The organism is Citrobacter sp. T1.2D-1, from assembly GCF_950098555.1.
Lineage (GTDB): Bacteria > Pseudomonadota > Gammaproteobacteria > Enterobacterales > Enterobacteriaceae > Citrobacter_A > Citrobacter_A telavivensis.
In genome coordinates this window covers 240,949-265,596 of record NZ_CATNHH010000023.1, presented here as the reverse complement: position 1 = coordinate 265,596, position 24,648 = coordinate 240,949, and the positions used below count along the sequence as shown (strand labels likewise).

Here is a 24,648-nt window from a genome sequence, read left to right as displayed (position 1 = left end):
CATTAGCGGATTGAGAAACCGTTAGTCAGCACACAGCGACGGGAGCGGGCAAACGTGCGCGCCGACGTTGTCCCTTCACCGGTCGGCGTGGCGATGGTGAAGGTGGTAAAACCTTCGCCGCCGACGCCAATTCCCGCATAGGAGGGGCCATTTTTAACGAAAATGGAGGTTTGCAGGGTCCGCGCAGCGAGGTTCAGGCGGGACACATTCTGCGAGTGCATGATGGCGGTATGATGCAGCCCATCTTCCACTTTCAGCGCCAGCGACAGCGCGGCGTCAAAATCGTTAACCTTCACCACCGGCAGCATCGGCATCAACTGCTCACTGGTTACCCAGCTGTCGTCCGCGCTGACGACGCCAATCAACAGGCGCGACGCTTTTGCCGGGACCGGAATACCGGCGGCGTCGAGCATGGCGGAAGGGCTTTTACCGACCAGTTTTTTATTGGCAATGCCTTCAGGCAGGCAGGTCGCGCGCAGCTTCTCGATATCGGCCGGACTGAGCAACAGTGCGCCGAAACTTTGCATTTGCTGGATTAGCTGTTCCGCAACTGACTCCACCACAATCAGGCTTTTCTCTGAGATACAGGGCAGGTTGTAGTCAAATGCCGCGCCGTTGATGATATCTTCTGCGGCCTTCACCAGGTCCGCTGTCTCATCGACGATGCAGGGGGGATTGCCCGCGCCTGCGCCAATCACTTTCTTCCCACTCTTCATGCCCATTGCCACAATGCCTGGACCGCCGGTAATGGCCAGTACGGCAATTTTCGGATGCGCCATCATTTGTTGGGTGGCTTCAAATGTCGGCTCGGCAACGGTCACCACCAGATTGCGAATGCCACAGCTGCGAAACGCGATATCCTCAATCATGGCGATAAGCTTCAGCGACACCGTTTTGGCACCCGGATGCGGGCTGAAATAGACGCTGTTGCCTGCCGCCAGCATGCTAATGCTGTTGTTGATAATGGTTTCTGTCGGGTTGGTGCTGGGAGCGACTGAACCAATCACGCCAAACGGTGAATATTCAAACAGTACCATGCCGCCGTCGCCGGTGAGCGCGGTAGTGGTCAGGTCTTCGATGCCAGGAGTGTTGTCCAGCGCCGCTTTGTTTTTGAGGAATTTGTCCTCTTTGTTACCCATTCCGGTTTCCGCTGCGCTTTCTGCTGCCAGGGCTGCCAACTGTGGTGCCAGCTCTTCCCGGATAGCGCTGATAATGGCGCTGCGCGTTTTCAGCGGTGACTGCTGATAACGCAAGAACGCCTGGTGGGCTGCATCGACTGCTTCACCAACAGACTGAAAGATTCCGTTCCCTTTGATTTCAGTTTTTGCGGGAGCCAGTTGCTCGCTCAAAATGGTGCGGATGAGGGTTTCCAGTTCAGTAGTATTCATTGATGTGTTCTCACGTTTATTGCCGCAATGGCAGTCTGTGCAATGTCCATGTCCTGTTCAACGCTTCCCCCGCTGATACCAAGACCCCCAATAAGCAATCCATCACGCCATAGCGCGTAGCCGCCGCCAAACGTGACGACTTTTCCCTGCATATGACTTTCCAGCCCGTACAGCGGTGCGCCGGGCTGAACCACCGACGCGAGTTCATGAGTCGCGGTTTTCATCGCCACGGCGGTCCAGGCTTTTTTCGGTGCCAGTTCGCTGCTGACCAGCAGAGCGTCCGGCATCCGCCAGGTAACGGCTTCTGTACCGTGGGCGTCAACAATACTGACGACCACCGGGACGTTTAAGGCTTGCGCCCGCTCGACGGCGGCGCGGGTTAACTGATGGAGATCGCCAAAAGAGAGCGACATCGCAGATTCCTTTTTGACAGGGGCGTGACCGGTTGCCAGATAGCGTTTCGTCACTTCCAGGATAATCGTGTCCTGATGGGCGTCGTGATCTTCCGCTCGCGCCAGCGCATACAAGCAGTCTGACAGGCGATTGATATAGCGCATTAGCACATGCCTGACGCTGACATCGGCAGCGAGTTCAACCAGCCGGCGTTCGGCCCGGCGCGCCAGCGTGCGGGCAAAATGCAGGCGGCTTGCGGCTTCACAGCGGCCTGGCAGAATAAAACTGTGCAAGGGCGCGACGCGTCCCATTGCGGTATCGATGGCCGCTTCCAGCGCGGCAATTTCCTCAGAGCTGATGTAGCGCTGGTCCGCTGAGGGTTGTTCGCTTTCGCTGGCAAGTTCAGCGCTGAACCAGAAAATTTGCAGTTGAATGGCTTCCAGCAGCGCGCGATGCTGCGCGTTGCGGGTGGCGCAGACGCACAGGCTCAGCGCGGCGTTAAGCTCATCAAGCGTGCCGTACGCTTCCACTCGGGGGTGCGTTTTACTGACGCGCTGTCCGGTAAAAAGCGCCGTTGTGCCTGCGTCGCCTGTGCGGGTATAAATCGCCATAACTCCCCCTTAACGAGAAAGCGTGTCGACAATGCCGACAACGGCCAGATCGATGGCCTCATTCGGCCCGGAAAAAACATGCCTGGCGCTGGAACCGCTGCTCAGGAGCACCAGTTCGCCAACGCCTGCGCCGACGGAGTCAACGGCGACTTCATCGCCTGCCGTCGGATTCGTCGGCAGTTCGCCGTCGGCACTGACCCGGCGTACCAGCAGAAGTTTTTTACCGACCAACGAGGGCGATTTTTGCGTGGATACCACCGCGCCTGTAACACGTGCCAGATGCATGGTTCACTCCTGCTTAATTAAATGGATGTGGCGTGAACTCGCGGTCTCGCGAGCCAGCGCGGTAACAACACATGTGCGATGCAGCACCAGTAACCCTGCGGGTAAGCGGGCAACATCGGCGTAACTTAACAGTCGAGTGGGGTGCAGTGTGATTGACTGCCCCTGCTCATCGCAGAAAACCAGCGGCAATCGGGCCAGCTTCTTCACTGGCAATGCGGGCAATAGCCGACGTTGCAGTGAGAGTTGCACCCGGAGACCCAATGCCAGCGCCTCATGAATCATGACGGCGGCAGCATGCGACGAATCGTTGTCGGCGATCTGCTCCAGCAGGGGCAGATCGACCTGCAAAATATGCAGGGAGGCGTACTGACAAAACAGGGTGTGGGACTGTGTTTCCCGCAGTTGCGCGACGCTCAGCGTGACGGAGCTTTGTGCTCGACGCTGCAGGCGGGAGACCACCTCCTCGACGATTCGCTGCAACATATCGCCGTTCATCGCGGCGTCACCAGCGTGACGAAAGCATTGGCGTCATCTGCCCCAGCGGCATTGGCCTCGTCGGTATCAATATGCATCTCCAGGCGCATATCGGGGGAAACACGTACCGCAACGTTGTCGAAGATCAGCCGACGATCGGTTCCCTCAATGGCGACACTGACGCTATCGCCATGAGCAACGCGCAGGATCAGCGCATCCAGCGGTGACATGTGAATGTGGCGCTGGGCGACGATCACGCCAGAGGGGAGTTCGACTTCGCCAAAGGGGCTCACGAGGCGAATACCCGGCGTACCATTAAGATTACCGGACATCCGTAACGGTGCGGCGATGCCCAACGTTCTGGCATCCGTGCGCGAAATCTCCACCTGGCTGGTGCTACGTAGTGGCCCCAGCAGGCGAACATTTTTCAGTTGACCTTTTGGACCCACTAACGTGACGGTCTGCTCAGCCGCGTACTGTCCCGGTTGCAGGAGTCCTTTTTTCTCACTAATCGGATGTCCCGGAAAAAGACGGGCATAATCCTCAGCGTTAAGGTGGATATGACGGTTGGAAACGCCCAGTGGAATAGGGCGATCCCGCAATTCATTCAGCACTTTGCTGACCGTCGTTTCCAGAAGTTGCTTATCCATTACGCTTAACCTCGTTTACCTGAATGCAGGCAGAGCGACCGGGGTTCGCCTTTCTGGCGCTTACAGGCCGGGTCCAGACACAAATTGCAGCTGATAATCCCGTCTTCAGGCGCCGCTTCCGGTGCTGACTCTTCTACAACGACTTCAGTTTCAGGTTCTTCAATGGGGGCTGGCACGGGCTCAGGTACAGACACCGCTGCGGGTGCTGATACAGGCGCCGGGGTGGCAGCCATCGCGCGGGAGAGAATACCCTCGCCGGGTCTGGCGATCACTTTATGCGCGACCAGGCCATCTTGCTGTTCGGCGAGATGAGTACCGGTGATGATGGCAGATTGTACTGACGCCACATCACCGGTTATCTTGATCACCGTCCAGCCTGAACCGTTGGTTTTTTCAAGGCCAACCAGCGTGATGGAAGCCGCTTTCGCCATGGCATCTGCGCAACAGATGGCTAATGCCAGACCACTAACTTCGAGTAATCCCAGTGATTGCTTCACGCTGTGCTCCTTTTCGATAGTACTCAGGCCGATTTCGGTAAAATAGCCTCAACGTCGCTGTGCGGACGCGGGATAACGTGGCTGGATTTCACCTCGCCCACGACGCTTGCTGCCGCGCAGCCTGCATCAACGGCGGCTTTAACGGCGCCGACGTCACCGCGAACCATGACGGTCACCAGACCGGAGCCGATTTTTTCGTAACCGACCAGTTGCACGTTGGCAGATTTCACCATGGCATCTGCGGCTTCAATCGCGCCGACCAACCCTTTTGTTTCAACCAGTCCCAGTGCGTTATTCATACTGCGATTCTCCTGTGGATTAAGCATTGAGATCCCGGAAGGGGATCCCTTTGACTAACCTTGCCGCGTTGTTTCCAGTACTTCGCCGGTCAAGGCTGTTTTGGCGATACGTCAGCGTAAAAAGCGGCGCTGAAGTGGGTAAATTTTTGTAGTGCACGACCAGGGTTTCTTCGTTGCAGGCGATGCCAACCAGCAGCGGCGACATGCGGGCTGCCTGCCATGCGCTCTGAACGACTTCTCCCGCCGCCTGGTGTTGAATCACAAACGGGATGCCTTCTTCTTCAATGCCGAGCAGCACCTCTTTCCAGACGGAAAGACAGTCGCCGATAGTCGAAATCACAATGGCAGGCGTAGTGACACTACTGTCCATGGGCAAACTCCTTATGCCAGGAAAGGATGAGGCCCGTCGCCACTGCGTTTCGCGGTCCTTCGGTGCCGCGAATATTTCCGCGTCCGGCAACCAGTCGATAATGCGCCAGGGCGTCCGTCACCAGCTGCGGCACTTCAAAGTCCAGCGAGGAGCCGCCCACCAGAACGACGAACGGAATGTCGCGGATATTGCCCGTCGGGCTAACCTGTCGTAGCGCGCGCAGGGCATTGGTGACAAATACGCGCTCTTTGGCGCTGCGACGAATGGCGCGAACTTTTTCCAGTGCGAGATCGCCGGGCAGAGGCACCAGTTCATCCGGTTTGACCACGCAGACCCGGGCAAATACCGCAGGGGGAAGCGGCGTCGGGAAAAACTGAACGCTGCCGTCTTCGTGGCGCAGATGGAACAGGCTTTCGACCTTGGCTAACGGATACTTTTTGATCTCTTCTGCCAGGTAGCGGTCATCAAGCCCCAGTTCCCGGGCGATGATCATGGTCACCATGTCGCCAGCCCCGGCGAGGTGCGTGGCGATAATTTCGCCTTTGGGATTAATGATGGAGGCGTCGGTCGAGCCAGCGCCTAAATCCAGAATCGCCAGAGGACGCGTGGTGCCGGGCGTGGTGAGCGCGCCCAGAATCGCCGCTTCAGCTTCTGCGCCGCCAACCTGAACGTCCACGTTCAGCTTTTCTTTGATTTCGCTGGCGATCATCGCCATCTGCAGACGGTCTGATTTCACCATCGATGCGATACCGACGGCCTGTTCCAGAGAAAACTCACCGGCCAGTCCGCCGGTGACGCTGACGGGGACGGAGGTGTCGACGGCCAGCAAATCCTGGATAAAAATTTCGTTGCTTGGTTTGTTGGTCAGTTCCGCCATCGTCTGGCGAACGTGTTCCAGCATGCCGCCAATATTGGTGCCCGCTTCACCGGTAACGTTGTCCAGTTTCGGGCATTCGCCGACCGCTTTCATAATGGCGTCGGCACCCGCGGCGACATCAACGCGTAGCGTACGTCCCTGTGACTGCAGTTCAATGTTTCCAGCAGGAATGGCGCGCGCTTTAACATCACCTGAAGGGGTTTTCACCACCACAGCGGAGCGGTTGCCAATCAGCGCTCGCGCCATCGGAACAATGTTTTTGGTCTCGTCCGCGTTGAGATTAAACACCGTCGCGATGCCATAAGGGTTTGACAGCGTTTCGATAACCTTACCGGGTACGGCGACCTCGATGGCGGCCAGCATTCCGAGCGGTATACGGTCGATGTACAGCACTTCATCAACGATAGGCAGCGGTTTTTCCAGTCTGTTACTGACCAGAACGCCATCGTCCTGTTGCAAAATGACACCCGTTAACTGATAACCAGCACGGACTGAGGCGTTAATCATGGTGGCGACATCAGCGAAATCGAAAGCGGATGACACCACCAGAATTAACGGGGTATCCGCCGGGCGGGTGAGTAACTCTTCCGGCGTGATAGTGATCCCCACACCCAGACCGACACCGCCCGGTGTTTTCGGGTTATGACCGATCATGGTGGATTCGGTGATGATAGTTTCCGTGATGGTTTCCATCGCGACATCACCAATCACCGGGGTGGCTTCGTTGATACGGATAAGCGAGATATCGCTGACATTGATGCCTGCATTGTTAGCCGCAAGCGTAAGCGCCTCCTGAATCCCAAACACATTACGCAATGTGCCTTTTATCCCGGTGGTTTCCGCCAGCGCGCTACCGGTAATGGTGAGCGCGCCAGTGCCATCCACTGTCGCCAGCGCGACTTCTGTGGATGAGTTGCCGATATCAATGCCAGCTATATATCTCATGACCTTTCCTTAGTCGTCGCCTTTCAGTTTCTTACGCTCGACGTACAACACCGCAGCTTCACGAACAAACGCGGCGCAGATTTTGGCCTGATAGCGATTTTCAAGATCGTCCGCGATCGCGAGCAGTTCTTCTTTCGTTGAACGGTAAGGACGCAGAGCGTTATAGATCTCAAGAATGCGATCGTCCGGTACAGCCGTCAGTTCTGCGGCACGCTCAAAGTTCATCGCCAGGCGGTCACGTCCAGCATCTTTGGCGATAGCCGCCTGAATGCGCAGCGTTTCCGGTGTGATACGCATATCCTGCGCGGTCACTTTGTTGCTCAGAACGTTTTCGAGAGTGAACTCATCCAGCGTTTTGTTGGTGGCCGTTTTGACCCACTCAGGATGCTTACTGGCGAGTGGATAGTCGGTCACTTTTGCGGTCTGGGTCGTACTGCTCGAACCGGCTGCCGGGGCAGATGTGTCGCCCTGCAGGCTGTTCATGCGGCTCAACACATCCCGTACCATCGATTCAATTGCATCGGTATTCATAAAGGGATCCTTATTAAAGCGCCACGCGCAGTTCCTGCGGGTTTTTGCCCGTCACGACGTACTTCGTCTCTTTAATGTGCAAAATGGCGGATTTAGCCTGATATTTCGGGCGTGCCATCTGATCGTTTAGCGTCGGAACCGGCTGCGGTGATTCACGCTTGGCATAACGCGCGGCGTTTTTACCAATCTGGCGATAGGTTTCCAGCGTCAGCAGCGGTGCCTGCGGGAACAGCTCCAGGTTGGACAGCGGCGGCAGTCCCTGTTGGTGGATGACCGTCGTGCCTTTTGACTGGATGCCGATAGAGATGCCAGAGCCGCTCAGACGGTTACCCTCCACGGCAACAAAGGCCACGTCGGACGATTTAAAGCAGCGAATCACACGCGCTTTGATGCCCTCTTCTTCAATACCGGCAATCACTTCACGCAGAATGTTCTTGTGCGGCAAACCGACGATATTAACGGTCTGAGAAAGGCCAAACGCCGGGCCGACAGCGATGATGACTTCATCCTGTTGCGTGCCCTGTTTTGCCTCGCCAATTTCCGTCAGAAAACTGTCACCGGCCGGTGCAGCAGGTGCGGTTGACGTTCCCGGTGCGCGAAACGAGACGGGCTTATCGCTGGTCTGCATTTCGGACAGAACGTCTTCAATAATCTGGCGCAGCAATTTTTCATTAATTTCCATTGTTCACCCCTTAGCCAAGCTCGTTGGGATCAAGTGCGCCAGGGATGTTCTTAATTTCTTCCCAGCGTTCGCCTTGCAGGCGATAACCTGTTGCCGGACCGGCATAATCGTTGACGTCATTGACTGCAGAGAGCACTTGTCCGTCGCCGACGATAATGGCGGAGGTATGCAGATAGTCCCCGGTTAACTTGGCTTTCTGGATGTTGAGCATGTCCTGCGCGACATCGGTAAAGCCACCCTGAGCCAGCGCTTTCACCACTTCCAGACCGTTGCGGTTTTTGTTGATGATTTCCTGCGCAAACTTGATGTCCTCAACGATGTTACGTTCAGGCATATCTTTTGAACCGTGTGCGTAGGTGGCGGCTTCGACTTCTTCATCCGTAATCGGCGGCAGACCCATGCCGGCGAAAACCGCCTGCAGAGCACGTGCTGCTTTGTTACGAATGGCGATAACGTCCTCTTCACGCACCGGACGCAGACCACCGTCCACTTTCAGGTCACGCTGGATAACGTTGTAGTCATCGAAGTCTTCCGCATCTTCGTTGGAGCCCGCGAACATGTTGTCGTAGTTCGGCACGGCGGAATAACCGGAAGAGATAAAGTCGGTACCCGGCAGGAACTGCATCAGCAGACGCGCGGTACGACGCATATCGGAGTGGGTAAAGGTCTGGTCGTTACTGGAGGCGCATTCCAGATCCAGTGATGAACAGATCAGGTTTTCTGCCAGTACCGCGCGGATCCCTGATGGAACGGCGGACGGAACGCCGATGCAGCTCACGGAGCCGTTTTGCAGACCTTGAACACCCGCCGCTTTGGTGATGTATATGCAGCGCGCTTCCAGATACAGCATGGATTTACCTTCGGCATAGCCCATCTGCACTTCGGAACCTGAACCGGAGGTGAAACGCATTTTCAAACCACGGGAGGCGTAAGAAGAGGCGAGGAAGCCTTTTGACCACGGCGTATCATCGCCATCGGTAAAGACCGGTTCGGTACCGTAGACGGAAATGGTTTCGGCGTAGCAGGTATGGCCCAGCATGCCGAGTTTCAGTTCAGTGGCTTCTTCCAGCGAACATTGCGTCAACACGCCCGGACGACCGACCTGAGAACCGACGAGCAGAGCAATGGCGTTGAACGGGGCATAACGCGCCACGGCCACGGTCGTCTCTTGCTCATCAAAACCGCGCCATGCACCTTCTGCTGCGTCGGCAGCTATCTGCACCGGATTATCTTTGACGTTGGTGACGTGTGCCTGCTGGGATGGAGTACGACGTGCGCGCATTTTTTGCATCGCCATCATCATCTCAACCACGTTCATGTGCGAAACCACTTCGACAATTTTCGCCGGGGTCATCGCCGTAGTCAGCGGCACAATGTCGCGACGTTTCACGTTAGGATCGCACAGCATGTTGGCGAGCTTAACGGAGTCCATTGCCATGACTTCTTCTGCGCGCGTCAGGTTGATGCCGTAGCGGGCAATGAAGTGGTCAATCAGGTCGAACTGGCTGACCGATTTGCCATCGAGTTCGGTGACTGCGCCGTTAACGATTTTAATCGACGGCTTAGGATCGTTCGGGCTTTCCATCGCAATGAAGCCTTCTTCGATCCACTCCTTAACGAATCCGTCCTGATTTACAGGGCGTTTCGCCAGTGCTTCAAATCTTTTCGATCTCATGAATGAGCCTCACGGATATCAGATGTAGGACGGGCGATCGTTTTTCGGTTCTGAACCGAGGGTCGCAAGGACGGTTTTACCGATTTCTCGCGCCGAGATAACCGCCTGACGCACTGCGCCAGAATCGCCGGAGATAACCAGGATCGCTTCGTTACTGAAGCTGGTGCCATGCGCCGGAGAGCTGTAAGCCACGACTTCAACATTCGCTGCTTTCAGCGCGGTATCCGCCATCAGCACGCCGACGGAGGCCGGGGCACCGACAATCACGCCACAGGCACGGCCAACCGGCGCGCCGAAGGCTTTTTCCAGTGCGTAACTGGCACGCGCGGTGTACTGCAGTTCGATGTGTCCGGCCTCATTGCCATAAACATCACCGAAGGTCCGGTCGAGTTCTTTCAGCGCCACTTCAATCCCGCGCTTAACGTCGGAAACGTCGTTGCCGCCGATAATGATTAACGAACCGTGGCCTGCACCGCCTTTGGTATCGCGTGGGAGTTCAATGCTCACCACTTCGGTATTGGTGGCTTTGACCGCTTCGTCAGCCGCCATGATGTGTGGACCCGCGCCGGTACGCGCGCCCAGGATGCCAATGGAGCGATAGCGCTTCTCAAGCTTCATTGCTTCCAACAGGGCACTGTCTACGTTTGCAATCACCAGACCTACGGTGTCGCCAATCGCAGTGCCAACAAATTCCGTTAAACTGCAGCTCTTCTCTGCCATAGCCGTCTCTCGTTTTGGATGGGTTTTATCAGGGATGCCCGCTTGATCAGGCGTTGCCACACGGGCAATGACCTGCGCCATGATCTGTTCAACCAGTTCATTGCTGCTCATGGGTTAATTCCCTTCGGTAAGATTTTTTCAACATCGGTATGAGGGCGTGGAATGACGTGTACGGCTTTCACTTCTCCCACGTTGCGCGCAGCGGCAGCACCCGCATCGGTCGCCGCTTTTACGGCACCGACATCACCGCGAACGATGACGGTTACCAGCCCTGAGCCAATTTTTTCGTAGCCGACCAACATGACATTGGCTGACTTCACCATTGCATCTGCGGCCTCTATGGCTGCAGTTAAGCCTTTGGTTTCTACCATTCCTAATGCTTCTTGTTGCATAAAGACCTCGCCTGGGTTTGTCCCGATAATCATGACTATAAAAAGAAGCGAGGAAAAAGAATGGCTGACTTGAAAGTAAGGGAGAAAAATTAGTGGGGTATGAATGTGATAAACTTGCTTTATTGTATTTTATCCTGTTGTTTTTGCGGGTTTTGTTAATTTTTATGGATGTGATATTTTGGTTTTTGCTATTCCATATTTACATTTTAAGGGATGACAGTATTAATTTAATTTGCTATGCGGGAAAACCGATTTGTGACGTTGATTGGAAAAGACGAATCTTCAAATAACCAATTTTTATTATTCTGAATCGTCTTGGTTAATTACATTCAGGCTCTCTACACGCTGCCTCTGAATAAATGAATGACAAGAAATTGCTATAACAACACGATTTTTCCAGGTCTCAGAGTGCTCAGTTTGCCAACAATTTTCAGCGACCTCTTTCTATAGTAGGTGTTGTTGTACTCTACGACCAGCAAGGGTCCGCTGGTAAGGACACGAACGCTTCTAAGAAGGTGTCACAATGAATGATTCACTGAAAGCGCAATGCATTGCCGAGTTTTTGGGTACCGGATTGTTTTTGTTTTTTGGTATCGGCTGCCTTAGCGCACTGAAAGTTGCAGGTGCCAGTCTGGGTCTCTGGGAAATTTGTATTATTTGGGGTCTGGGAATTTCGCTTGCGGTTTATCTGACAGCGGGAATTTCCGGGGCGCATCTGAACCCGGCGATCACCGTCGCACTCTGGCTGTTTGCCTGCTTCCCGGGACGCAAAGTTCTGCCTTACACCATTGCGCAGGTTGCGGGTGCGTTTGGCGGCGCGGTGCTGGCCTATCTGCTTTACGGCAATTTATTCACCGAGTACGAAACTGCCCACAATATGGTTCGCGGCAGCGCCGATAGCCTCTATCTGGCCAGTATTTTCAGTACATATCCAGCTGCCGCACTTAGCGTGTGGCAGGCGGCAGGGGTCGAAATCGTCATCACCTCTATTCTGATGGGGCTGATTATGGCGCTGACGGATGATGGCAACGGCGTGCCTAAGGGACCACTGGCGCCGCTGCTGATCGGCATTCTGGTGGCGGTGATTGGCGCATCCACAGGCCCGTTGACAGGGTTTGCCATGAACCCGGCGCGTGATTTTGGTCCTAAACTGTTCGCCTGGATGGCGGGCTGGGGGGATATTGCGATGACTGGCGGACGTGATATTCCGTACTTTATAGTACCGATTATCGCGCCACTGATTGGTGCGTGCGCGGGAGCGGCTATCTACAAGTACCTCATTGGTAAAAATTTGCCCTGTAATACCTGTAAAATTGAAGAGACAGACGCGTAATTCGGACACATACGGCTATTATCACGTCTTTAATTTCTATTTCGTGATCTGCTTTCACGAACTGACTAAAAAGTCTCCCCACCCGGGGAGACTTTTGTTATTGTCCCTTATACTTTCTGTCATTACATACAAGGATAGGGGATGATAAAAAGTGAATGTAAAATTTATGTTTTCATTATAACAATGGATTAACTGAGGGATTTTATCATGATTTCTGCGAGTACCCTGAACTCAGAACTCATTAATAAAATCGCACAGGATTTTGCGCAAGCGACCAGCCTGGCTGTTGTGGTTGTCAATATTCACGGTGATGAGATTTCTGAACTGTTTAATTTCACGCCTTTTTGTCAACTGATGCGTCAGCATCCACAACACAGTACCCGGTGTCGTATGAGCGATCGCTGTGGAGGACTGGAAGCGTCAAAATCGGATCAACCCTGTATCTATCGCTGTCATGCCGGGCTAACCGATTTTTCTATTCCTCTCGTGATCTCAGGCCATCTTGTCGGGTTTGTCTTGTGCGGCCAGGTGCGTTTACGTAACGATGACGGTATCGATCTGCTTAACATCATGAAGGTTGACGATCGCTGGCAGGCCGATCCAGAACTGCTCAATGAGTTCAGTAATGTCCCGGAAATGGACTATTCACGTGTGATGGCCTCGGCGGATCTGCTCAAACTCATTGTTGAAAACTGCCTCAAAAAGCAGCTCAATTTCGTGGTGATCAAAGACAGCGCACAGCCTACGGAACCTGCACGTCCGGCCCGCGCCGCCAGCCCTCATGACAGTAAGATGAAAAAAGCGTTGCGCTATATTGATGCGCATCTGTCTGACGATCTTCGTCTTGAAGATGTGGCATCGCACGTCTATCTGAGCCCGTACTATTTCAGCAAACTGTTCAAAAAATATCAGGGCATTGGTTTTAATGCGTGGGTCAATCAACAGCGCATGGCCAGTGCCAGAGAGCTGCTTTGCCACAGTGACTGGAGCATTGCCAGTATTGCCCGCAATTTAGGTTTTTCGCAAACCAGCTATTTTTGCAAAGTGTTCCGTCAGACTTATCAGGTTACGCCGCAGGCCTATCGACAAAAAATAAATGAAAACTTGCCTGCTGAGTCGGCATAAATAGCAATATTTTGCTATTGCCGATTTTTGATATTCCCGTGTAATCCGGTCATTTATAATGGTTAAGTGTTTTTAGTACAGCAATAAATTGTCATAGCGCAATAAAATATCGCTCTTTACGGAATAAACTTCACCAGTTTTTATTTCTGTGATGAGATACAGTGTCATTGTTAAGAGGTTTCATTATTCTCTTGCATGACATTTCATTCAGAATCGTTTTATTGCGGCATTTTATGTTGATAAAAAATGCGCAACGAATAAGTAACGAAAAAGTATTGTTGTGATGAGGAGAATTCATTCTGCTCATCATTTAAGCCGACAGGTTTGACACAATTGTGTCTGGGAAGGGGGTGAAAATCCCCCGCAGCCCCCGCTGCTGTGATGCTGACAACCCCGTGAAGACCACTGATCGCAAGATTGGGAAGGACGGGCGAGGACGACGCTAAGCCAGAAGACCAGCCTGTCGGATACTACCAACAACTTCGGTGGGAAGTGGGTTGCTCAGATGCGTACAGTCGGAAGACTGGGTGTCAGTACATCCCTACCACCCTGAACAGGATCAGGGTCATGGCGGCAAAGCAGTACGCGTTTGTTCTGGCAGGCACCGGTAGCGGCTGTGGTAAAACCACGGTGACGCTGGGCTTGCTGAACGCATTGAAACAACGTGGTTTACGCGTCCAACCCTGCAAAGTCGGCCCTGACTACCTGGATACCGCCTGGCATACGGCCATCAGCGGCACCGCTTCCCGTAATCTCGACAGCTTCATGCTTCCCGAATCGATTCTTAATGCGCTGTTCCGCGAACAGATGCAGGACATGGATATTGCGGTGATCGAAGGGGTGATGGGGCTGTACGACGGCTACGGCACTGACCCTAACTACTGTAGCACCGCTGCGATGGCAAAACAGTTGGGCTGCCCGGTGATTCTGCTGGTTGATGGGAAAGCCGTTTCTACCTCCATTGCCGCCACGGTGATGGGCTTCCAGCATTTTGACCCGACGCTGAACATTGCCGGCGTTATTGTTAATCGCGTCAATAGCGAGTCCCATTTCCAGTTGCTGAAAACCGCCATCGAACACTACTGCGCCGTGCCGGTGCTGGGTTACGTTCCGCGCGTTGAGGGCGTTGCGTTACCCGAACGGCATCTGGGGCTGGTGACCGCGCGCGAGTCCGTCGTGAATCAACCGTTGTGGCAGGATTTCGCTGCCCGACTGGAAAACACGCTGAATATCGACCAGTTACTGGCGTTAAGCCATCTTGAGGCGTTACCACAGGGGGAGTGGCCTGAACTTCCTGCGGCGAACGCCGGGGACGGTCTGACGCTGGCGATGGCCGATGATGAAGCCTTTAACTTTTATTACCCCGACAACGTGAAGTTGCTGGCGCGTACCGGTGTCAACATTGTGCGCTTCAGTCCGCTCCACGATCGCGCGTTGCCCGATTGCCAGATGGTCTGGCTGGGCGGTGGCTATCCGGAACTGCATGCGGCCACGCTGGCGGCCAACAGCACCATGCTGGCAAGCCTGCGCGAGGCGCACCAGCGCGGCGTCGCGATCTACGCCGAGTGCGGCGGATTAATGTACCTCGGCAGCCTGCTGGAAGATGCTGACGGGGTCGAGCATCGCATGGCCGATATCATTCCCGGTCGCAGCAAAATGGGTAAACGACTGACCCGCTTCGGTTATTGTGAAGCGCAGGCTCTACAGCCCACGTTGCTGGCTGCGGAAGGTGACGTGCTGCGCGGTCATGAATTTCATTACTCCGACTTTTCCCCTGAAACGCCCGCCGTGCTGGCATGTCGCAAAGTCCGTGACGGTCAGACGGTGCAAGCGTGGTCTGGCGGCTGGCGAATCGGCAATACCTTTGCCAGCTATCTACACGTTCACTTTGCTCAGCGTCCATTAATGCTTAATCACTGGCTGAACGCCGCACGGGAGGCGTTATGACGCTACTGGCATGGTGCGTGGCCTGGCTTCTGGATGTCGTGATTGGCGACCCGCCAGACTGGCCGCATCCGGTGCGCTGGATAGGCAATCTGATCAATGTCGTGCAACGGATTATTCGCCGCTTCTGCCACAGCGATCGGGCGTTACGTATCGGCGGCGGGGTAATGTGGCTGGTGGTTGTGGGGCTGACGTGGGCGGTCGCCTGGGGCGTGTTACGGCTGGCGGCGCTGATTCATCCGTGGCTCGGTTGGGTCGTTGAAGTCTGGATGATCTTCACCGTGCTGGCGGGGCGCTGTCTGGCGACGGCCGCGCAGGAGGTTGAGCGCCCGCTACGTGAAGGTAACCTTGCGCAAAGCCGTGAAAAACTCTCGTGGATTGTCGGTCGCGACACGTCGCAACTTCAACCGGAACAGATCAACCGGGCAGTGGTGGAAACCGTTGCGGAGAATACGGTTGACGGCATCATCGCGCCGCTGTTCTTCCTGTTACTCGGCGGCGCGCCGCTGGCGATGGCCTACAAAGCGGTGAACACCCTGGATTCCATGGTGGGCTATAAGCACGAAAAATACCGGGCGATTGGCATGGTAAGCGCGCGGCTTGACGACGTCGCGAACTATATTCCTGCGCGGCTGAGTTGGCTGTTACTGAGCGCGGCGGCGGTTTTGTGTCGGCGTAATGGCTCCCGGGCGCTCTGCGTGGGGTGGCGAGACCGCTATAACCACAGCAGTCCAAACTGCGCGTGGGCGGAGGCATCCGTTGCCGGTGCGCTGGGCATTCGCCTGGGCGGCCCGAACGATTACTTTGGTGAGCGTGTTGAAAAACCGTGGATCGGCGACGCGCAGCGCACCATTTCCGTAGATGACATTTCCCAAACGATTCGACTGATGTGGGTCGCCTCAACGCTGGCTTTGGCGCTGTTCCTCGTAACGCGCTGGTTGGTGGTTGGGGTGGCCTGAGGATAAATGACAATGCAATACATCCAGCAACCCCAGGCGATTGAAGCCAAAAGTTTTGACATCATTGGCGAGATCATTAATGAAACGCGCCCGGAGTACCAGTTTGCCAGTCCGCTGCATGAAGCGATCATCAAGCGGGTGATTCATACCACCGCTGACTTTGACTGGCTGGATATTCTCTGGTTTTCGGGCGATGCGCTGGAAAAACTTTGCGCGGCGCTGAGTCGCCCGACGGTTATTTATACCGACACCACCATGGCACTTTCGGGGATTAACAAAACCCTGCTGGCGAAGACGGGGGGCGAGTGCCGCTGCTACATCAGCGATCCGCGCGTGGTAGCACAAGCGAAAGCGCAGGGGATCACCCGTTCAATGGCGGCGGTAGATGTGGCCGTGATGGAAGAGAGTGAAAAGGTGTTTGTCTTTGGCAACGCACCCACCGCACTGTTTCGCCTGCTGGAGCATGATGTGGCGGTAAGTGGCGTGGTGGGCGTACCGGTGGGGTTTGTCGGCGCGGCGGAGTCTAAAGAGGCGTTGACGCACAGTCAACTGCCCGCCATTGCTGCCCTTGGACGTAAAGGCGGCAGCAACGTTGCGGCGGCGATCGTCAACGCCATGCTGTATCACATGCAGGGGGCGCGATGAGCGATCAGACTTTCGACGCGCCCGTCTGGCATAACGGCAAAGCGCTGCGCAAAGGTTACACCACCGGATCGTGCGCCACGGCGGCGGCAAAAGTCGCCGCGCTGATGGTCCTGCGCCAGCATTTGATCCACCAGGTGTCGATTGTTACGCCGTCCGGCGTCACGCTGTGTCTGAACGTAGAATCGCCGCACATTGAAGGACAGCAGGCCATTGCCGCCATCCGCAAAGACGGTGGCGACGATGTGGACGCCACCCACGGCATGTTGATTTTCGCCCGCGTCACGCTGAACGATAGCGGCGAAATTGTCCTGCTCGGCGGCGAAGGGGTTGGCACCGTCACCCGCAAGGGGATTGGTTTACCCGTTGGCAGTGCGGCAATTAATCGCACCCCACGTCACACCATTGAATCCGCCGTGCGTGAGGCGATAGGCCCAGCGCGCGGGGCGGAGATCGAAATTTTTGCTCCGGAAGGCGAAGAACGGGCGCAAAAAACCTACAACTCGCGACTCGGTATTCTTGGCGGCATTTCCATCATTGGCACCACCGGCATCGTGACCCCAATGTCCGAAGAGAGCTGGAAGCGGTCGCTATCGTTGGAACTGGAAATTAAACGCGCCGCCGGGCTGGAGCGAGTGGTTCTGGTGCCGGGTAACCACGGTGAGCGTTTTGTCCGCGAACAGATGGGCATCGACACCAACGTGGTGGTCACTATGAGCAACTTTGTCGGCTACATGATTGAAGAGGCGGTACGACTGGGATTTCGCCAGGTTGTGCTCGTTGGCCATCCTGGAAAGCTTATCAAAATTGCCGCCGGGATTTTTCATACCCACAGCCACATTGCCGATGCGCGGATGGAAACGCTGGTGGCGCATCTGGCGCTGCTCGGGGCACCGCTGGAGTTGCTAACGCTGGTGAGCGACTGCGACACCACCGAAGCGGCAATGGAGCACATTGACGCGTACGGTTTTCAGCACATTTATAACCACCTTGCCGAACGCATCTGCCTGCGCGTGATGCAGATGCTGCGCTTTACCAAAACCCCGCCGACCTGCGACGCTGTCATGTTTTCGTTTGATAACCAGGTACTCGGCAGCAACCGGCCCGTCGAGGCTATCGCCCGGGAGATGCAATGCTGACGGTGGTTGGGATGGGGCCCGCTGGTCTGCTACTGATGACGCCAGCAGCGCGCGCGGCGGTTGACGAGGCTGATGTGCTGGTTGGCGGTCAGCGCCATTTGCAGCAGTTTCCGGACTTTCGCGGCGAGCAGTTTGCGCTGGGCGCCAACATTCCCGAGCTGCTGACGTGGATTGACACGCATCAGGATAAGCAGGTGGTGGTTCTGGCCTCCGGCGATCCGCTGTTTTACGGCATCGGTACGCGGATGGTGGCGCATTTTGGCATTGAGCAGGTACGTATCATTCCTGGTATTAGCGCGGTGCAGTATCTGTGCGCGCAGTCGGGAATCGACATGAATGACATGTGGCTCACCAGTAGCCATGGGCGCAGCGTCTGTTTCGATACGCTGGCCGAACATAACAAAGTGGCAATGGTCACCGACGGTCAGTGCGGACCGCGTGAAATTGCCGCGCAACTGGTTGCACGAGGAAAGGGCGATCGCTGGATGGTGATTGGCGAAAACCTGGCGATGGAAAACGAACGGATCCACTGGCTGCGCGTCAGCGAGGTCCATGCCGAATACGAGATGAATGCAGTGGTGATCCTTGATGAAAGATGAGCTTTTCCTGCGCGGTGAGAAGGTGCCGATGACCAAAGAAGCGGTACGTGCACTTGCTCTCGCAAAACTTGAGCTGCATCGGGCCAGTCACCTGATTGATATCGGGGCGGGGACCGGCAGCGTATCCATCGAAGCCGCGCTGCAGTTTCCGTCGCTGCACATCACGGCTATCGAGCGCAATCCGGCAGCGCTGCGTTTGCTCGACGAAAACCGTCAGCATTTCGCCTGCGCGAATATCGATATTCTGCCGGGCGAAGCGCCGATGATGATGACCGAGAAAGCCGATGCCGTCTTTATGGGCGGCAGCGGGGGGCATCTCACGGAACTGATCGACTGGTCCATGCGCCAGTTGCACGTTGGCGGGCGTCTGGTGATGACCTTTATCCTGCAGGAAAACCTCAACACCGCGCTGGCTCATCTGCAACAACTTGGCATGCAGGAGGTGGACTGCCTGCAAATGCAAATTTCGTCACTGACCACGCTGGGCGCGGGTCACTATTTCAAACCGAATAATCCCGTTTTTGTTATCGCCTGTCAGAAGGAAGAACACCATGTCTGAGTCATTTGATCCCCGTTGTGTGTGGTTTGTCGGCGCAGGTCCAGGTGACCGGGAACTGATTACCCTTAAGGGTTACCGGCTGCTGCAACAGGCGCAGGTGGTGATTTATGCCGGATCGCTTATCAACACTGAACTGCTGGAGTATTGCCCGGAGGGCGCGGAGTGTCACGACAGTGCGGAACTGCACCTGGAGCAAATCCTCTCCCTGATGGAAGAGGGCGTGAAGGCCGGGAAAACAGTGGTGCGCCTGCAAACCGGCGACGTGTCGCTGTATGGCTCGGTGCGCGAACAGGGCGAAGAACTGACCAAACGCGGCATCAACTGGCAGGTGGTGCCGGGCGTCAGCGCTTTCCTCGGCGCAGCGGCGGAGTTGGGCGTTGAATACACCGTGCCGGAAGTCTCGCAGAGCCTGATTATCACGCGGCTCGAAGGCCGCACGCCAGTACCGGAACGCGAACAACTGGAATCCTTCGCCAGCCACCAGACCTCAATGGCTATCTATCTCTCCGTCCAGCGCATCAATCGGGTGGCGGAACGGTTGATCGAGGGCGGTTATCCGGCGACCACGCCCGTGGCGGTTATCTATAAAGCGACCTGGCCGGAAAGCCAGACCGTGCGCGGCACGCTGGCGGACATCGCGGATAAAGTGCGCGATGCCGGGATCCGCAAAACGGCGCTCATCCTGGTCGGGAATTTCCTCGGAGATGAGTATCACTACTCCAGACTCTATGCCGCGGACTTTAGCCATGAATACCGTAAAGCCTGAATCTATCGCGCTGTTTTGCCTGACGCCCGGTGGCGTTCAGTTGGCAAAACGGCTGGCAGCGATGCTGCCGCTGACCTGTTTTACCAGTGAAAAACTGCTGGAGGACGGTTTTCTGCCTTTCGACGGCGGGTTCGCCCACGCCGCGCGCGACGCGTTCTCGAACTATTCCGCGCTGATTTTCATCGGGGCGACCGGCATTGCGGTGCGTGTGCTGGCCCCGCTGGTGAATGACAAGTTCAGCGATCCGGCGGTGGTGGTGATCGACGAGCGCGGGCAGCATGTGATCAGCCTGCTTTCCGGTCACGCGGGCGGCGCGAACGCGCTGACCCGTTATCTCGCCGGCATGCTGGGGGCCGATCCGGTGATTACGACCGCCACTGACGTCAATGAAATGGCGGCGCTGGATACCCTCGCGTTTCAGCTCAATGCCCGCATGACTGACTTCCGTACGGCGGTGAAAGTGGTGAATCAGATGCTGGTGAGCAACCAGCGAGTGGGACTGTGGTGGGATGAAGAACTGGATGAAGACGTCCGCCACTGCGATCGCCGTGGGTTCATTACCGTCACCGATCTCCAGCAACTACCGGAACTGGATGCGCTGGTGTGCGTCACGTTACGTAACGAACTGCCGGCTATCCCGGTTCAGCACTGGAAACTGGTGCCACAGCGAGTCGTCGCCGGAATTGGTTGTCGCCGCGATACCCCGTTCCCGCTACTGGCGGCACTGCTGGCTCGTCAGCTTGAAGCGCAGCGCTTTGACCCGCTGGCGTTGAAAGCTATCGGCAGCGTGTCGCTCAAGAAAGATGAAGAGGGGCTGATTCAGCTTGCCTCCTGCTGGCGCGTGCCTTTTGAAACCTTTACCGCTGACGCGCTGCGTGAGCATGAACATCACTTTCCGACCTCGCCGTTTGTTCGCCAGACGGTTGGCGTCGGAAGCGTCTCGGGTCCGGCAGCGTGGCTGCTGAGTCATGGGCAATTGACCGGCGAAACCCTGCGCGAGCAGGGCGTCACTATCACTTTGGGAGTTTCACACTGATGTTAACCGTAATCGGAATCGGCCCCGGCTCACAGGCCATGATGACCATGGAAGCCGTTGAAGCACTGCAGGCGGCAGAAATCATTGTGGGTTACAAAACCTACACCCACCTCGTCAAAGCGTTTACCGGTGACAAGCAGGTGATCAAAACCGGTATGTGTAAAGAGATCGAGCGCTGCCATGCGGCGATTGAACTGGCGCAGGCCGGACATAACGTGGCGCTGATCAGCAGCGGTGACGCCGGTATTTACGGCATGGCGGGACTGGTGCTGGAGTTGGTCAGCAAACAGAAACTGGATGTTGAAGTGCGCCTGATCCCAGGGATGACTGCCAGCATCGCTGCCGCGTCGCTGCTCGGTGCGCCGTTGATGCACGATTTTTGCCACATCAGCCTGAGCGATCTACTGACGCCGTGGCCGGTTATCGAAAAACGCATTATTGCCGCCGGGGAAGCAGACTTCGTGATTTGCTTCTACAACCCGCGCAGCCGGGGCCGTGAAGGACATCTGGCTCGCGCATTTGAACTGCTTTCCGCCAGCAAGAGCGGGCAAACGCCGGTAGGGGTGGTGAAATCTGCCGGGCGTAAAAAGCAAGAGAAATGGCTGACCACGCTGGGTGAAATGGATTTTGAACCGGTGGACATGACCAGTCTGGTGATCGTCGGCAACAAAGCGACCTATGTGCAGGAGGGTCTGATGATCACGCCACGAGGTTATGTGTTGTGAGTTTTGGCGAGGTTCTGGTCATGGGCGGCACCAGCGATGCCCGCGCGCTGTGCCAGCAACTGGACGCCGCCAACGTGGCGTACACCCTGTCGGTGGCGACGCCGACCGGGAAACAACTGGCCGGCGACATCAAGGGCCAGGTGCGCTGCGGTCGGCTGGAGCAGGATCAGATGGTGAACTGGCTGAAGGAAAACGGCACGCGTTGGGTGATCGACGCTTCGCACCCGTATGCCGAAGTGGTGAGCCGCAACATTCTGCGCGCCTGCGAACGGGCAGGAGTGCTGCTCAGTCGCTATCAGCGCCCGGAGCAGCTCAGCAATCTGACGCATCCGCTGCTCTTTGCCGTACAGAGCATTGATGAGGCGTGTGACGTTGCGCGACGTTTCGGCGAGCGAGTACTGCTGACCACCGGGAGTAAAGATCTGGCAACGTGGCGTGCGGGTTTACCAGAAAAAACGCTGCTCGCTCGCGTGTTGCCCGTACCCGAAGTGATTCAACAATGCGCCGATCTTGGCTTTGGCGTTGGTGAGACGTTCGCGCTGTGCGGACCGTTTAGCGCCGAGTTCAACGCCGCGTTTTATCGTCAGTGTCAGGCTGACGTCGTGATAACCAAGGCTTCTGGTGCAGAAGGTGGTTATCAGGAAAAGGTTCAACCCTGTCTGGATGCAGGCATTCCCTGCATCGTGATTACCCGCCCGGCGCCGCTGGTGACGGGAGATGAGTTACTGGAAAGTCAGGCCGCATTTGCGCAGCGTTTGGCGCGCTGGCTGGCCGCTGCTTAAGGAGTCAGAAAATGAAAAAAGCGCTTCTGGTGATAAGCTTTGGCACCAGCTATCACGACACCTGCGAGAAGAACATTGTGGCCTGCGAGCGCGATCTGGCCGCCAGCTGTCCCGATCGCGATTTGTTCCGTGCCTTTACCTCAGGAATGATTATTCGCAAGCTTAAACAGCGTGATGGTATTGAGATAGACACCCCGCTGCAGGCGCTGCAAAAGCTTGCTGAGCAGGGATATCAGGATGTGGCGATTCAGTCACTGCACATTATTAACGGCGACGAATACGAAAAAATTGTCCGTGAAGTGCAGAGTCTGCGTCCGCTGTTTGTCCGCCTGACGCTGGGCGTGCCGCTGCTGAGTAGCCATGACGATTACGCGCAGTTAATGCTGGCCCTGCGACAGCAGATGCCTGTGCCTGCCGACAATGAAAAAGTGGTGTTCATGGGCCACGGTGCCAGTCACCACGCGTTTGCCGCCTATGCCTGCCTCGATCACATGATGATGGCGCAGGGTTTCCCGGCGCGCGTCGGCGCGGTGGAGAGCTATCCGGAAGTCGACATTCTGATCGAGAGCCTGAGCAAAGAGGGCGTCAAAGCCGTCCATCTGATGCCGCTGATGCTGGTGGCGGGGGATCATGCCATCAACGATATGGCCTCTGACGAAGATGATTCGTGGAAAACTTTGTTTACTGCGGCAGGGATCACGGCAACGCCGTGGCTGAGCGGTCTTGGCGAAAACCCGGCGGTACGAGCGATGTTCGTTGCGCATTTGCAACAGGCGCTGAGCGTGGCGATGGAGGAAGCGGCATGAGCGGCAAACTGTACGCCCTGAGCACCGGTCCGGGAGCGGCCGATCTGATCACCGTTCGCGCTTCACGCATTCTGGGGGCGCTGGACATTCTCTATGCACCAGCGGGACGTAAGGGCGGCGACAGCCTCGCGCTTTCCATCGTGCGGGAATACATCGGCAAAAACACCGAAGTGCGCTGTTGCCATTTTCCCATGAGCGCAGACAGCGCGGAAAAAGAGGCGGTCTGGGATGAAGTGGCCGCCGCGCTGGTTAAAGACGTGAAGGCGGGTAAACAGGTGGGATTTATCACCCTGGGCGACGCCATGTTGTTCAGTACCTGGGTCTTTTTGCTACAGCGTATTGGTTGTCCTGACTGGCTGGAAATTGTCCCTGGCGTGACGTCGTTTGCCGCCATTGCCGCACGATCCAAAACGCCGCTGGCGATGGAACAACAGTCGCTGGCGGTGATCTCTTGTACCGCGCCGGAAGCGGAAATCGCCCAGGCGCTCCGTCAACACGACAGTCTGGTTTTAATGAAAGTGTATGGTCGATTCGCGCGGATTAAAGCGTTGCTGGAACAGGCTGGATTACTGGACTGTGCACTGATGATGTCCGAGGCCACGCTCCCGGGAGAGCAGTGCTGGCGGCATCTCAACGAGGTCAGCGACGATCAGCCGTTGCCTTATTTCTCGACCATCCTGGTCAACAAACAGTGGGAGTATGCAGAATGAAACTCGAACAACAGCTGAAACAGCTGTCATTCAGTGGGCTGGCTGCGGCGCTATTGCTGATGATTGTGCCGGAGCAGGCGTTCGCCATGCACATTATGGAAGGGTTTTTACCGCCGATGTGGGCGCTGGCCTGGTGGCTGCTGTTTTTACCGTGCCTGTGGTATGGACTGGTGCGTCTGCGTCATATCGTGATGGACGACAGTCATCAGAAGGTGCTGCTGGCGCTATGTGGGGCGTTTATCTTTGTGCTGTCTGCACTGAAGATCCCGTCGGTCACCGGTAGCTGCTCGCATCCGACGGGCGTTGGGCTGGCGGTTATCCTGTTTGGGCCGGGCGTGGTGGCGGTTCTCGGCGCTATCGTCCTGCTGTTCCAGGCGCTGCTGCTGGCGCACGGCGGCTTAACCACCCTGGGCGCAAACGGCATGTCGATGGCGGTGATTGGTCCGGTTGTCGGCTACATGGTGTGGAAAATGGCCTGCCGCGCCGGGATTCGCCGGGATGTTGGTGTCTTCCTCTGCGCGATGCTGGCGGATCTGGTGACCTACTTTGTCACGTCGGTGCAGTTGGGCGTGGCCTTCCCGGATCCCGAAGCGGGTGCGACAGGGTCTGTCGTCAAGTTTATGGGGATTTTCTGCCTGACGCAGATCCCGATTGCTATCGCCGAAGGATTGCTGACCGTGATGATCTACGACCAGTTGACGAAACGGCAACTGATTACCGCGCAAGGACATTAA

Annotated in this window: 29 protein-coding genes and 1 riboswitch; of the genes, 15 read left to right on the top strand and 14 right to left on the bottom strand. The window is 56.1% G+C overall.

The genetic code is table 11. The features are described from left to right. Window positions 1-2 precede the first annotated feature (2 nt). Genes pduP through pduA form a run of 14 tightly spaced genes read right to left on the bottom strand, consistent with a single transcriptional unit; the run spans window position 3 to window position 10,789 of the window. Window positions 3-1,388, bottom strand: a complete 1,386-nt coding sequence (pduP, locus tag QQZ17_RS17475) for a CoA-acylating propionaldehyde dehydrogenase PduP (protein ID WP_152403795.1) — start codon at window positions 1,386-1,388, stop codon at window positions 3-5. Next, entirely contained in the window at window positions 1,385-2,392 is a 1,008-nt protein-coding gene (pduO, locus tag QQZ17_RS17470) for a two-domain cob(I)yrinic acid a,c-diamide adenosyltransferase PduO (RefSeq protein WP_152403797.1), read from the bottom strand. Before pduO ends, pduP begins: the two co-directional genes overlap by 4 nt. A gap of 9 nt (window positions 2,393-2,401) precedes the next feature. Continuing rightward, on the bottom strand, window positions 2,402-2,677 hold the full coding sequence (gene pduN, locus QQZ17_RS17465) for a propanediol utilization microcompartment protein PduN (RefSeq protein ID WP_109740351.1): 276 nt from the start codon (window positions 2,675-2,677) through the stop codon (window positions 2,402-2,404). A 3-nt stretch (window positions 2,678-2,680) separates the two neighbouring features. Then, window positions 2,681-3,172, bottom strand: a complete 492-nt coding sequence (pduM, locus tag QQZ17_RS17460) for a microcompartment protein PduM (protein ID WP_152403799.1) — start codon at window positions 3,170-3,172, stop codon at window positions 2,681-2,683. Then, on the bottom strand, window positions 3,169-3,801 hold the full coding sequence (locus QQZ17_RS17455) for a phosphate propanoyltransferase (RefSeq protein WP_152403801.1): 633 nt from the start codon (window positions 3,799-3,801) through the stop codon (window positions 3,169-3,171). Before QQZ17_RS17455 ends, pduM begins: the two co-directional genes overlap by 4 nt. Before the next feature lie 5 nt (window positions 3,802-3,806). Next, entirely contained in the window at window positions 3,807-4,298 is a 492-nt protein-coding gene (locus QQZ17_RS17450; protein ID WP_152403803.1) for a BMC domain-containing protein, read from the bottom strand. A 23-nt stretch (window positions 4,299-4,321) separates the two neighbouring features. Continuing rightward, complete coding sequence (gene pduJ / locus QQZ17_RS17445) at window positions 4,322-4,597, bottom strand: propanediol utilization microcompartment protein PduJ (protein ID WP_042318188.1); 276 nt, start codon at window positions 4,595-4,597, stop codon at window positions 4,322-4,324. 19 nt (window positions 4,598-4,616) lie between these two features. Beyond that, window positions 4,617-4,967, bottom strand: a complete 351-nt coding sequence (locus tag QQZ17_RS17440) for a glycerol dehydratase reactivase beta/small subunit family protein (protein WP_042318189.1) — start codon at window positions 4,965-4,967, stop codon at window positions 4,617-4,619. Then, on the bottom strand, window positions 4,957-6,789 hold the full coding sequence (locus QQZ17_RS17435; protein WP_152403805.1) for a diol dehydratase reactivase subunit alpha: 1,833 nt from the start codon (window positions 6,787-6,789) through the stop codon (window positions 4,957-4,959). Before QQZ17_RS17435 ends, QQZ17_RS17440 begins: the two co-directional genes overlap by 11 nt. A gap of 9 nt (window positions 6,790-6,798) precedes the next feature. Continuing rightward, window positions 6,799-7,320, bottom strand: coding sequence for a propanediol dehydratase small subunit PduE (gene pduE / locus QQZ17_RS17430; protein WP_152403807.1), 522 nt, complete (start codon window positions 7,318-7,320; stop codon window positions 6,799-6,801). Between the two features lie 13 nt (window positions 7,321-7,333). After that, window positions 7,334-8,002: a propanediol dehydratase medium subunit PduD gene (gene pduD, locus QQZ17_RS17425; RefSeq protein ID WP_043000237.1), complete on the bottom strand. Its 669-nt coding sequence runs from the start codon at window positions 8,000-8,002 to the stop codon at window positions 7,334-7,336. A gap of 10 nt (window positions 8,003-8,012) precedes the next feature. Beyond that, window positions 8,013-9,677 carry a propanediol dehydratase large subunit PduC gene (gene pduC, locus QQZ17_RS17420; protein ID WP_152403809.1) on the bottom strand — a complete coding sequence of 555 codons (1,665 nt, stop codon included), beginning with the start codon at window positions 9,675-9,677 and terminating at the stop codon, window positions 8,013-8,015. Window positions 9,678-9,695: 18 nt separating this feature from the next. Then, a complete protein-coding gene (gene pduB, locus QQZ17_RS17415) occupies window positions 9,696-10,508 on the bottom strand; it encodes a propanediol utilization microcompartment protein PduB (protein ID WP_042318194.1) in 813 nt (270 codons plus the stop codon). Next, window positions 10,505-10,789, bottom strand: a complete 285-nt coding sequence (gene pduA / locus QQZ17_RS17410) for a propanediol utilization microcompartment protein PduA (RefSeq protein WP_012906330.1) — start codon at window positions 10,787-10,789, stop codon at window positions 10,505-10,507. The genes pduB and pduA overlap by 4 nt, the downstream gene beginning before the upstream one ends. Window positions 10,790-11,312: 523 nt before the next feature. On the opposite strand from pduA, the gene pduF reads away from it, so the two are divergent. From pduF to cbiM, 15 genes are all read left to right on the top strand, one after another. Beyond that, window positions 11,313-12,122, top strand: a complete 810-nt coding sequence (gene pduF / locus QQZ17_RS17405; RefSeq protein WP_044326732.1) for a propanediol diffusion facilitator PduF — start codon at window positions 11,313-11,315, stop codon at window positions 12,120-12,122. A 207-nt stretch (window positions 12,123-12,329) separates the two neighbouring features. Then, entirely contained in the window at window positions 12,330-13,247 is a 918-nt protein-coding gene (gene pocR / locus QQZ17_RS17400; protein WP_152403811.1) for a transcriptional regulator PocR, read from the top strand. 303 nt (window positions 13,248-13,550) lie between these two features. After that, a riboswitch (cobalamin riboswitch) is annotated at window positions 13,551-13,725 on the top strand. An 89-nt stretch (window positions 13,726-13,814) separates the two neighbouring features. Further along, complete coding sequence (locus QQZ17_RS17395; RefSeq protein WP_152403813.1) at window positions 13,815-15,194, top strand: cobyrinate a,c-diamide synthase; 1,380 nt, start codon at window positions 13,815-13,817, stop codon at window positions 15,192-15,194. After that, window positions 15,191-16,150, top strand: coding sequence for an adenosylcobinamide-phosphate synthase CbiB (gene cbiB / locus QQZ17_RS17390; protein ID WP_152403815.1), 960 nt, complete (start codon window positions 15,191-15,193; stop codon window positions 16,148-16,150). Before QQZ17_RS17395 ends, cbiB begins: the two co-directional genes overlap by 4 nt. Window positions 16,151-16,162: 12 nt before the next feature. Then, window positions 16,163-16,795 carry a cobalt-precorrin-8 methylmutase gene (locus QQZ17_RS17385; RefSeq protein WP_152406295.1) on the top strand — a complete coding sequence of 211 codons (633 nt, stop codon included), beginning with the start codon at window positions 16,163-16,165 and terminating at the stop codon, window positions 16,793-16,795. Continuing rightward, window positions 16,792-17,931, top strand: a complete 1,140-nt coding sequence (gene cbiD, locus QQZ17_RS17380) for a cobalt-precorrin-5B (C(1))-methyltransferase CbiD (RefSeq protein WP_152403817.1) — start codon at window positions 16,792-16,794, stop codon at window positions 17,929-17,931. Before QQZ17_RS17385 ends, cbiD begins: the two co-directional genes overlap by 4 nt. Next, the gene (locus QQZ17_RS17375) at window positions 17,925-18,530 is read left to right on the top strand and encodes a cobalt-precorrin-7 (C(5))-methyltransferase (protein ID WP_152403819.1); all 606 of its coding nucleotides are present in this window, start codon (window positions 17,925-17,927) and stop codon (window positions 18,528-18,530) included. Before cbiD ends, QQZ17_RS17375 begins: the two co-directional genes overlap by 7 nt. Then, a complete protein-coding gene (locus tag QQZ17_RS17370) occupies window positions 18,520-19,089 on the top strand; it encodes a decarboxylating cobalt-precorrin-6B (C(15))-methyltransferase (protein ID WP_152403821.1) in 570 nt (189 codons plus the stop codon). Before QQZ17_RS17375 ends, QQZ17_RS17370 begins: the two co-directional genes overlap by 11 nt. After that, the gene (locus tag QQZ17_RS17365; protein WP_152403823.1) at window positions 19,082-19,855 is read left to right on the top strand and encodes a cobalt-precorrin-4 methyltransferase; all 774 of its coding nucleotides are present in this window, start codon (window positions 19,082-19,084) and stop codon (window positions 19,853-19,855) included. Before QQZ17_RS17370 ends, QQZ17_RS17365 begins: the two co-directional genes overlap by 8 nt. Beyond that, complete coding sequence (gene cbiG / locus QQZ17_RS17360) at window positions 19,836-20,891, top strand: cobalt-precorrin 5A hydrolase (protein ID WP_152403825.1); 1,056 nt, start codon at window positions 19,836-19,838, stop codon at window positions 20,889-20,891. The genes QQZ17_RS17365 and cbiG overlap by 20 nt, the downstream gene beginning before the upstream one ends. After that, window positions 20,891-21,616 (top strand): precorrin-3B C(17)-methyltransferase, encoded by a 726-nt coding sequence (locus QQZ17_RS17355; RefSeq protein WP_152403827.1) that lies wholly within the window; start codon window positions 20,891-20,893, stop codon window positions 21,614-21,616. The genes cbiG and QQZ17_RS17355 overlap by 1 nt, the downstream gene beginning before the upstream one ends. Continuing rightward, complete coding sequence (locus QQZ17_RS17350) at window positions 21,613-22,398, top strand: cobalt-precorrin-6A reductase (protein ID WP_152403828.1); 786 nt, start codon at window positions 21,613-21,615, stop codon at window positions 22,396-22,398. Before QQZ17_RS17355 ends, QQZ17_RS17350 begins: the two co-directional genes overlap by 4 nt. Before the next feature lie 11 nt (window positions 22,399-22,409). Beyond that, the gene (cbiK, locus tag QQZ17_RS17345) at window positions 22,410-23,204 is read left to right on the top strand and encodes a sirohydrochlorin cobaltochelatase (RefSeq protein ID WP_152403831.1); all 795 of its coding nucleotides are present in this window, start codon (window positions 22,410-22,412) and stop codon (window positions 23,202-23,204) included. Next, on the top strand, window positions 23,201-23,914 hold the full coding sequence (locus tag QQZ17_RS17340) for a cobalt-factor II C(20)-methyltransferase (protein WP_152403833.1): 714 nt from the start codon (window positions 23,201-23,203) through the stop codon (window positions 23,912-23,914). The genes cbiK and QQZ17_RS17340 overlap by 4 nt, the downstream gene beginning before the upstream one ends. Beyond that, a complete protein-coding gene (gene cbiM, locus QQZ17_RS17335; protein WP_042318216.1) occupies window positions 23,911-24,648 on the top strand; it encodes a cobalt ECF transporter S component CbiM in 738 nt (245 codons plus the stop codon). Before QQZ17_RS17340 ends, cbiM begins: the two co-directional genes overlap by 4 nt.

Excerpts from the sequence above, each read along its gene's own strand:
- pduP (WP_152403795.1), bottom strand. The coding sequence starts at position 1,388 with ATGAATACTACTGAACTGGAAACCCTCATCCGCACCATTTTGAGCGAG.
- pduO (WP_152403797.1), bottom strand. The coding sequence starts at position 2,392 with ATGGCGATTTATACCCGCACAGGCGACGCAGGCACAACGGCGCTTTTT.
- pduN (WP_109740351.1), bottom strand. The coding sequence starts at position 2,677 with ATGCATCTGGCACGTGTTACAGGCGCGGTGGTATCCACGCAAAAATCG.
- pduM (WP_152403799.1), bottom strand. The coding sequence starts at position 3,172 with ATGAACGGCGATATGTTGCAGCGAATCGTCGAGGAGGTGGTCTCCCGC.
- QQZ17_RS17455 (WP_152403801.1), bottom strand. The coding sequence starts at position 3,801 with ATGGATAAGCAACTTCTGGAAACGACGGTCAGCAAAGTGCTGAATGAA.
- pduJ (WP_042318188.1), bottom strand. The coding sequence starts at position 4,597 with ATGAATAACGCACTGGGACTGGTTGAAACAAAAGGGTTGGTCGGCGCG.
- QQZ17_RS17440 (WP_042318189.1), bottom strand. The coding sequence starts at position 4,967 with ATGGACAGTAGTGTCACTACGCCTGCCATTGTGATTTCGACTATCGGC.
- QQZ17_RS17435 (WP_152403805.1), bottom strand. The coding sequence starts at position 6,789 with ATGAGATATATAGCTGGCATTGATATCGGCAACTCATCCACAGAAGTC.
- pduE (WP_152403807.1), bottom strand. The coding sequence starts at position 7,320 with ATGAATACCGATGCAATTGAATCGATGGTACGGGATGTGTTGAGCCGC.
- pduD (WP_043000237.1), bottom strand. The coding sequence starts at position 8,002 with ATGGAAATTAATGAAAAATTGCTGCGCCAGATTATTGAAGACGTTCTG.
- pduC (WP_152403809.1), bottom strand. The coding sequence starts at position 9,677 with ATGAGATCGAAAAGATTTGAAGCACTGGCGAAACGCCCTGTAAATCAG.
- pduB (WP_042318194.1), bottom strand. The coding sequence starts at position 10,508 with ATGAGCAGCAATGAACTGGTTGAACAGATCATGGCGCAGGTCATTGCC.
- pduA (WP_012906330.1), bottom strand. The coding sequence starts at position 10,789 with ATGCAACAAGAAGCATTAGGAATGGTAGAAACCAAAGGCTTAACTGCA.
- pduF (WP_044326732.1), top strand. The coding sequence starts at position 11,313 with ATGAATGATTCACTGAAAGCGCAATGCATTGCCGAGTTTTTGGGTACC.
- pocR (WP_152403811.1), top strand. The coding sequence starts at position 12,330 with ATGATTTCTGCGAGTACCCTGAACTCAGAACTCATTAATAAAATCGCA.
- QQZ17_RS17395 (WP_152403813.1), top strand. The coding sequence starts at position 13,815 with ATGGCGGCAAAGCAGTACGCGTTTGTTCTGGCAGGCACCGGTAGCGGC.
- cbiB (WP_152403815.1), top strand. The coding sequence starts at position 15,191 with ATGACGCTACTGGCATGGTGCGTGGCCTGGCTTCTGGATGTCGTGATT.
- QQZ17_RS17385 (WP_152406295.1), top strand. The coding sequence starts at position 16,163 with ATGCAATACATCCAGCAACCCCAGGCGATTGAAGCCAAAAGTTTTGAC.
- cbiD (WP_152403817.1), top strand. The coding sequence starts at position 16,792 with ATGAGCGATCAGACTTTCGACGCGCCCGTCTGGCATAACGGCAAAGCG.
- QQZ17_RS17375 (WP_152403819.1), top strand. The coding sequence starts at position 17,925 with ATGCTGACGGTGGTTGGGATGGGGCCCGCTGGTCTGCTACTGATGACG.
- QQZ17_RS17370 (WP_152403821.1), top strand. The coding sequence starts at position 18,520 with ATGAAAGATGAGCTTTTCCTGCGCGGTGAGAAGGTGCCGATGACCAAA.
- QQZ17_RS17365 (WP_152403823.1), top strand. The coding sequence starts at position 19,082 with ATGTCTGAGTCATTTGATCCCCGTTGTGTGTGGTTTGTCGGCGCAGGT.
- cbiG (WP_152403825.1), top strand. The coding sequence starts at position 19,836 with ATGAATACCGTAAAGCCTGAATCTATCGCGCTGTTTTGCCTGACGCCC.
- QQZ17_RS17355 (WP_152403827.1), top strand. The coding sequence starts at position 20,891 with ATGTTAACCGTAATCGGAATCGGCCCCGGCTCACAGGCCATGATGACC.
- cbiK (WP_152403831.1), top strand. The coding sequence starts at position 22,410 with ATGAAAAAAGCGCTTCTGGTGATAAGCTTTGGCACCAGCTATCACGAC.
- QQZ17_RS17340 (WP_152403833.1), top strand. The coding sequence starts at position 23,201 with ATGAGCGGCAAACTGTACGCCCTGAGCACCGGTCCGGGAGCGGCCGAT.
- cbiM (WP_042318216.1), top strand. The coding sequence starts at position 23,911 with ATGAAACTCGAACAACAGCTGAAACAGCTGTCATTCAGTGGGCTGGCT.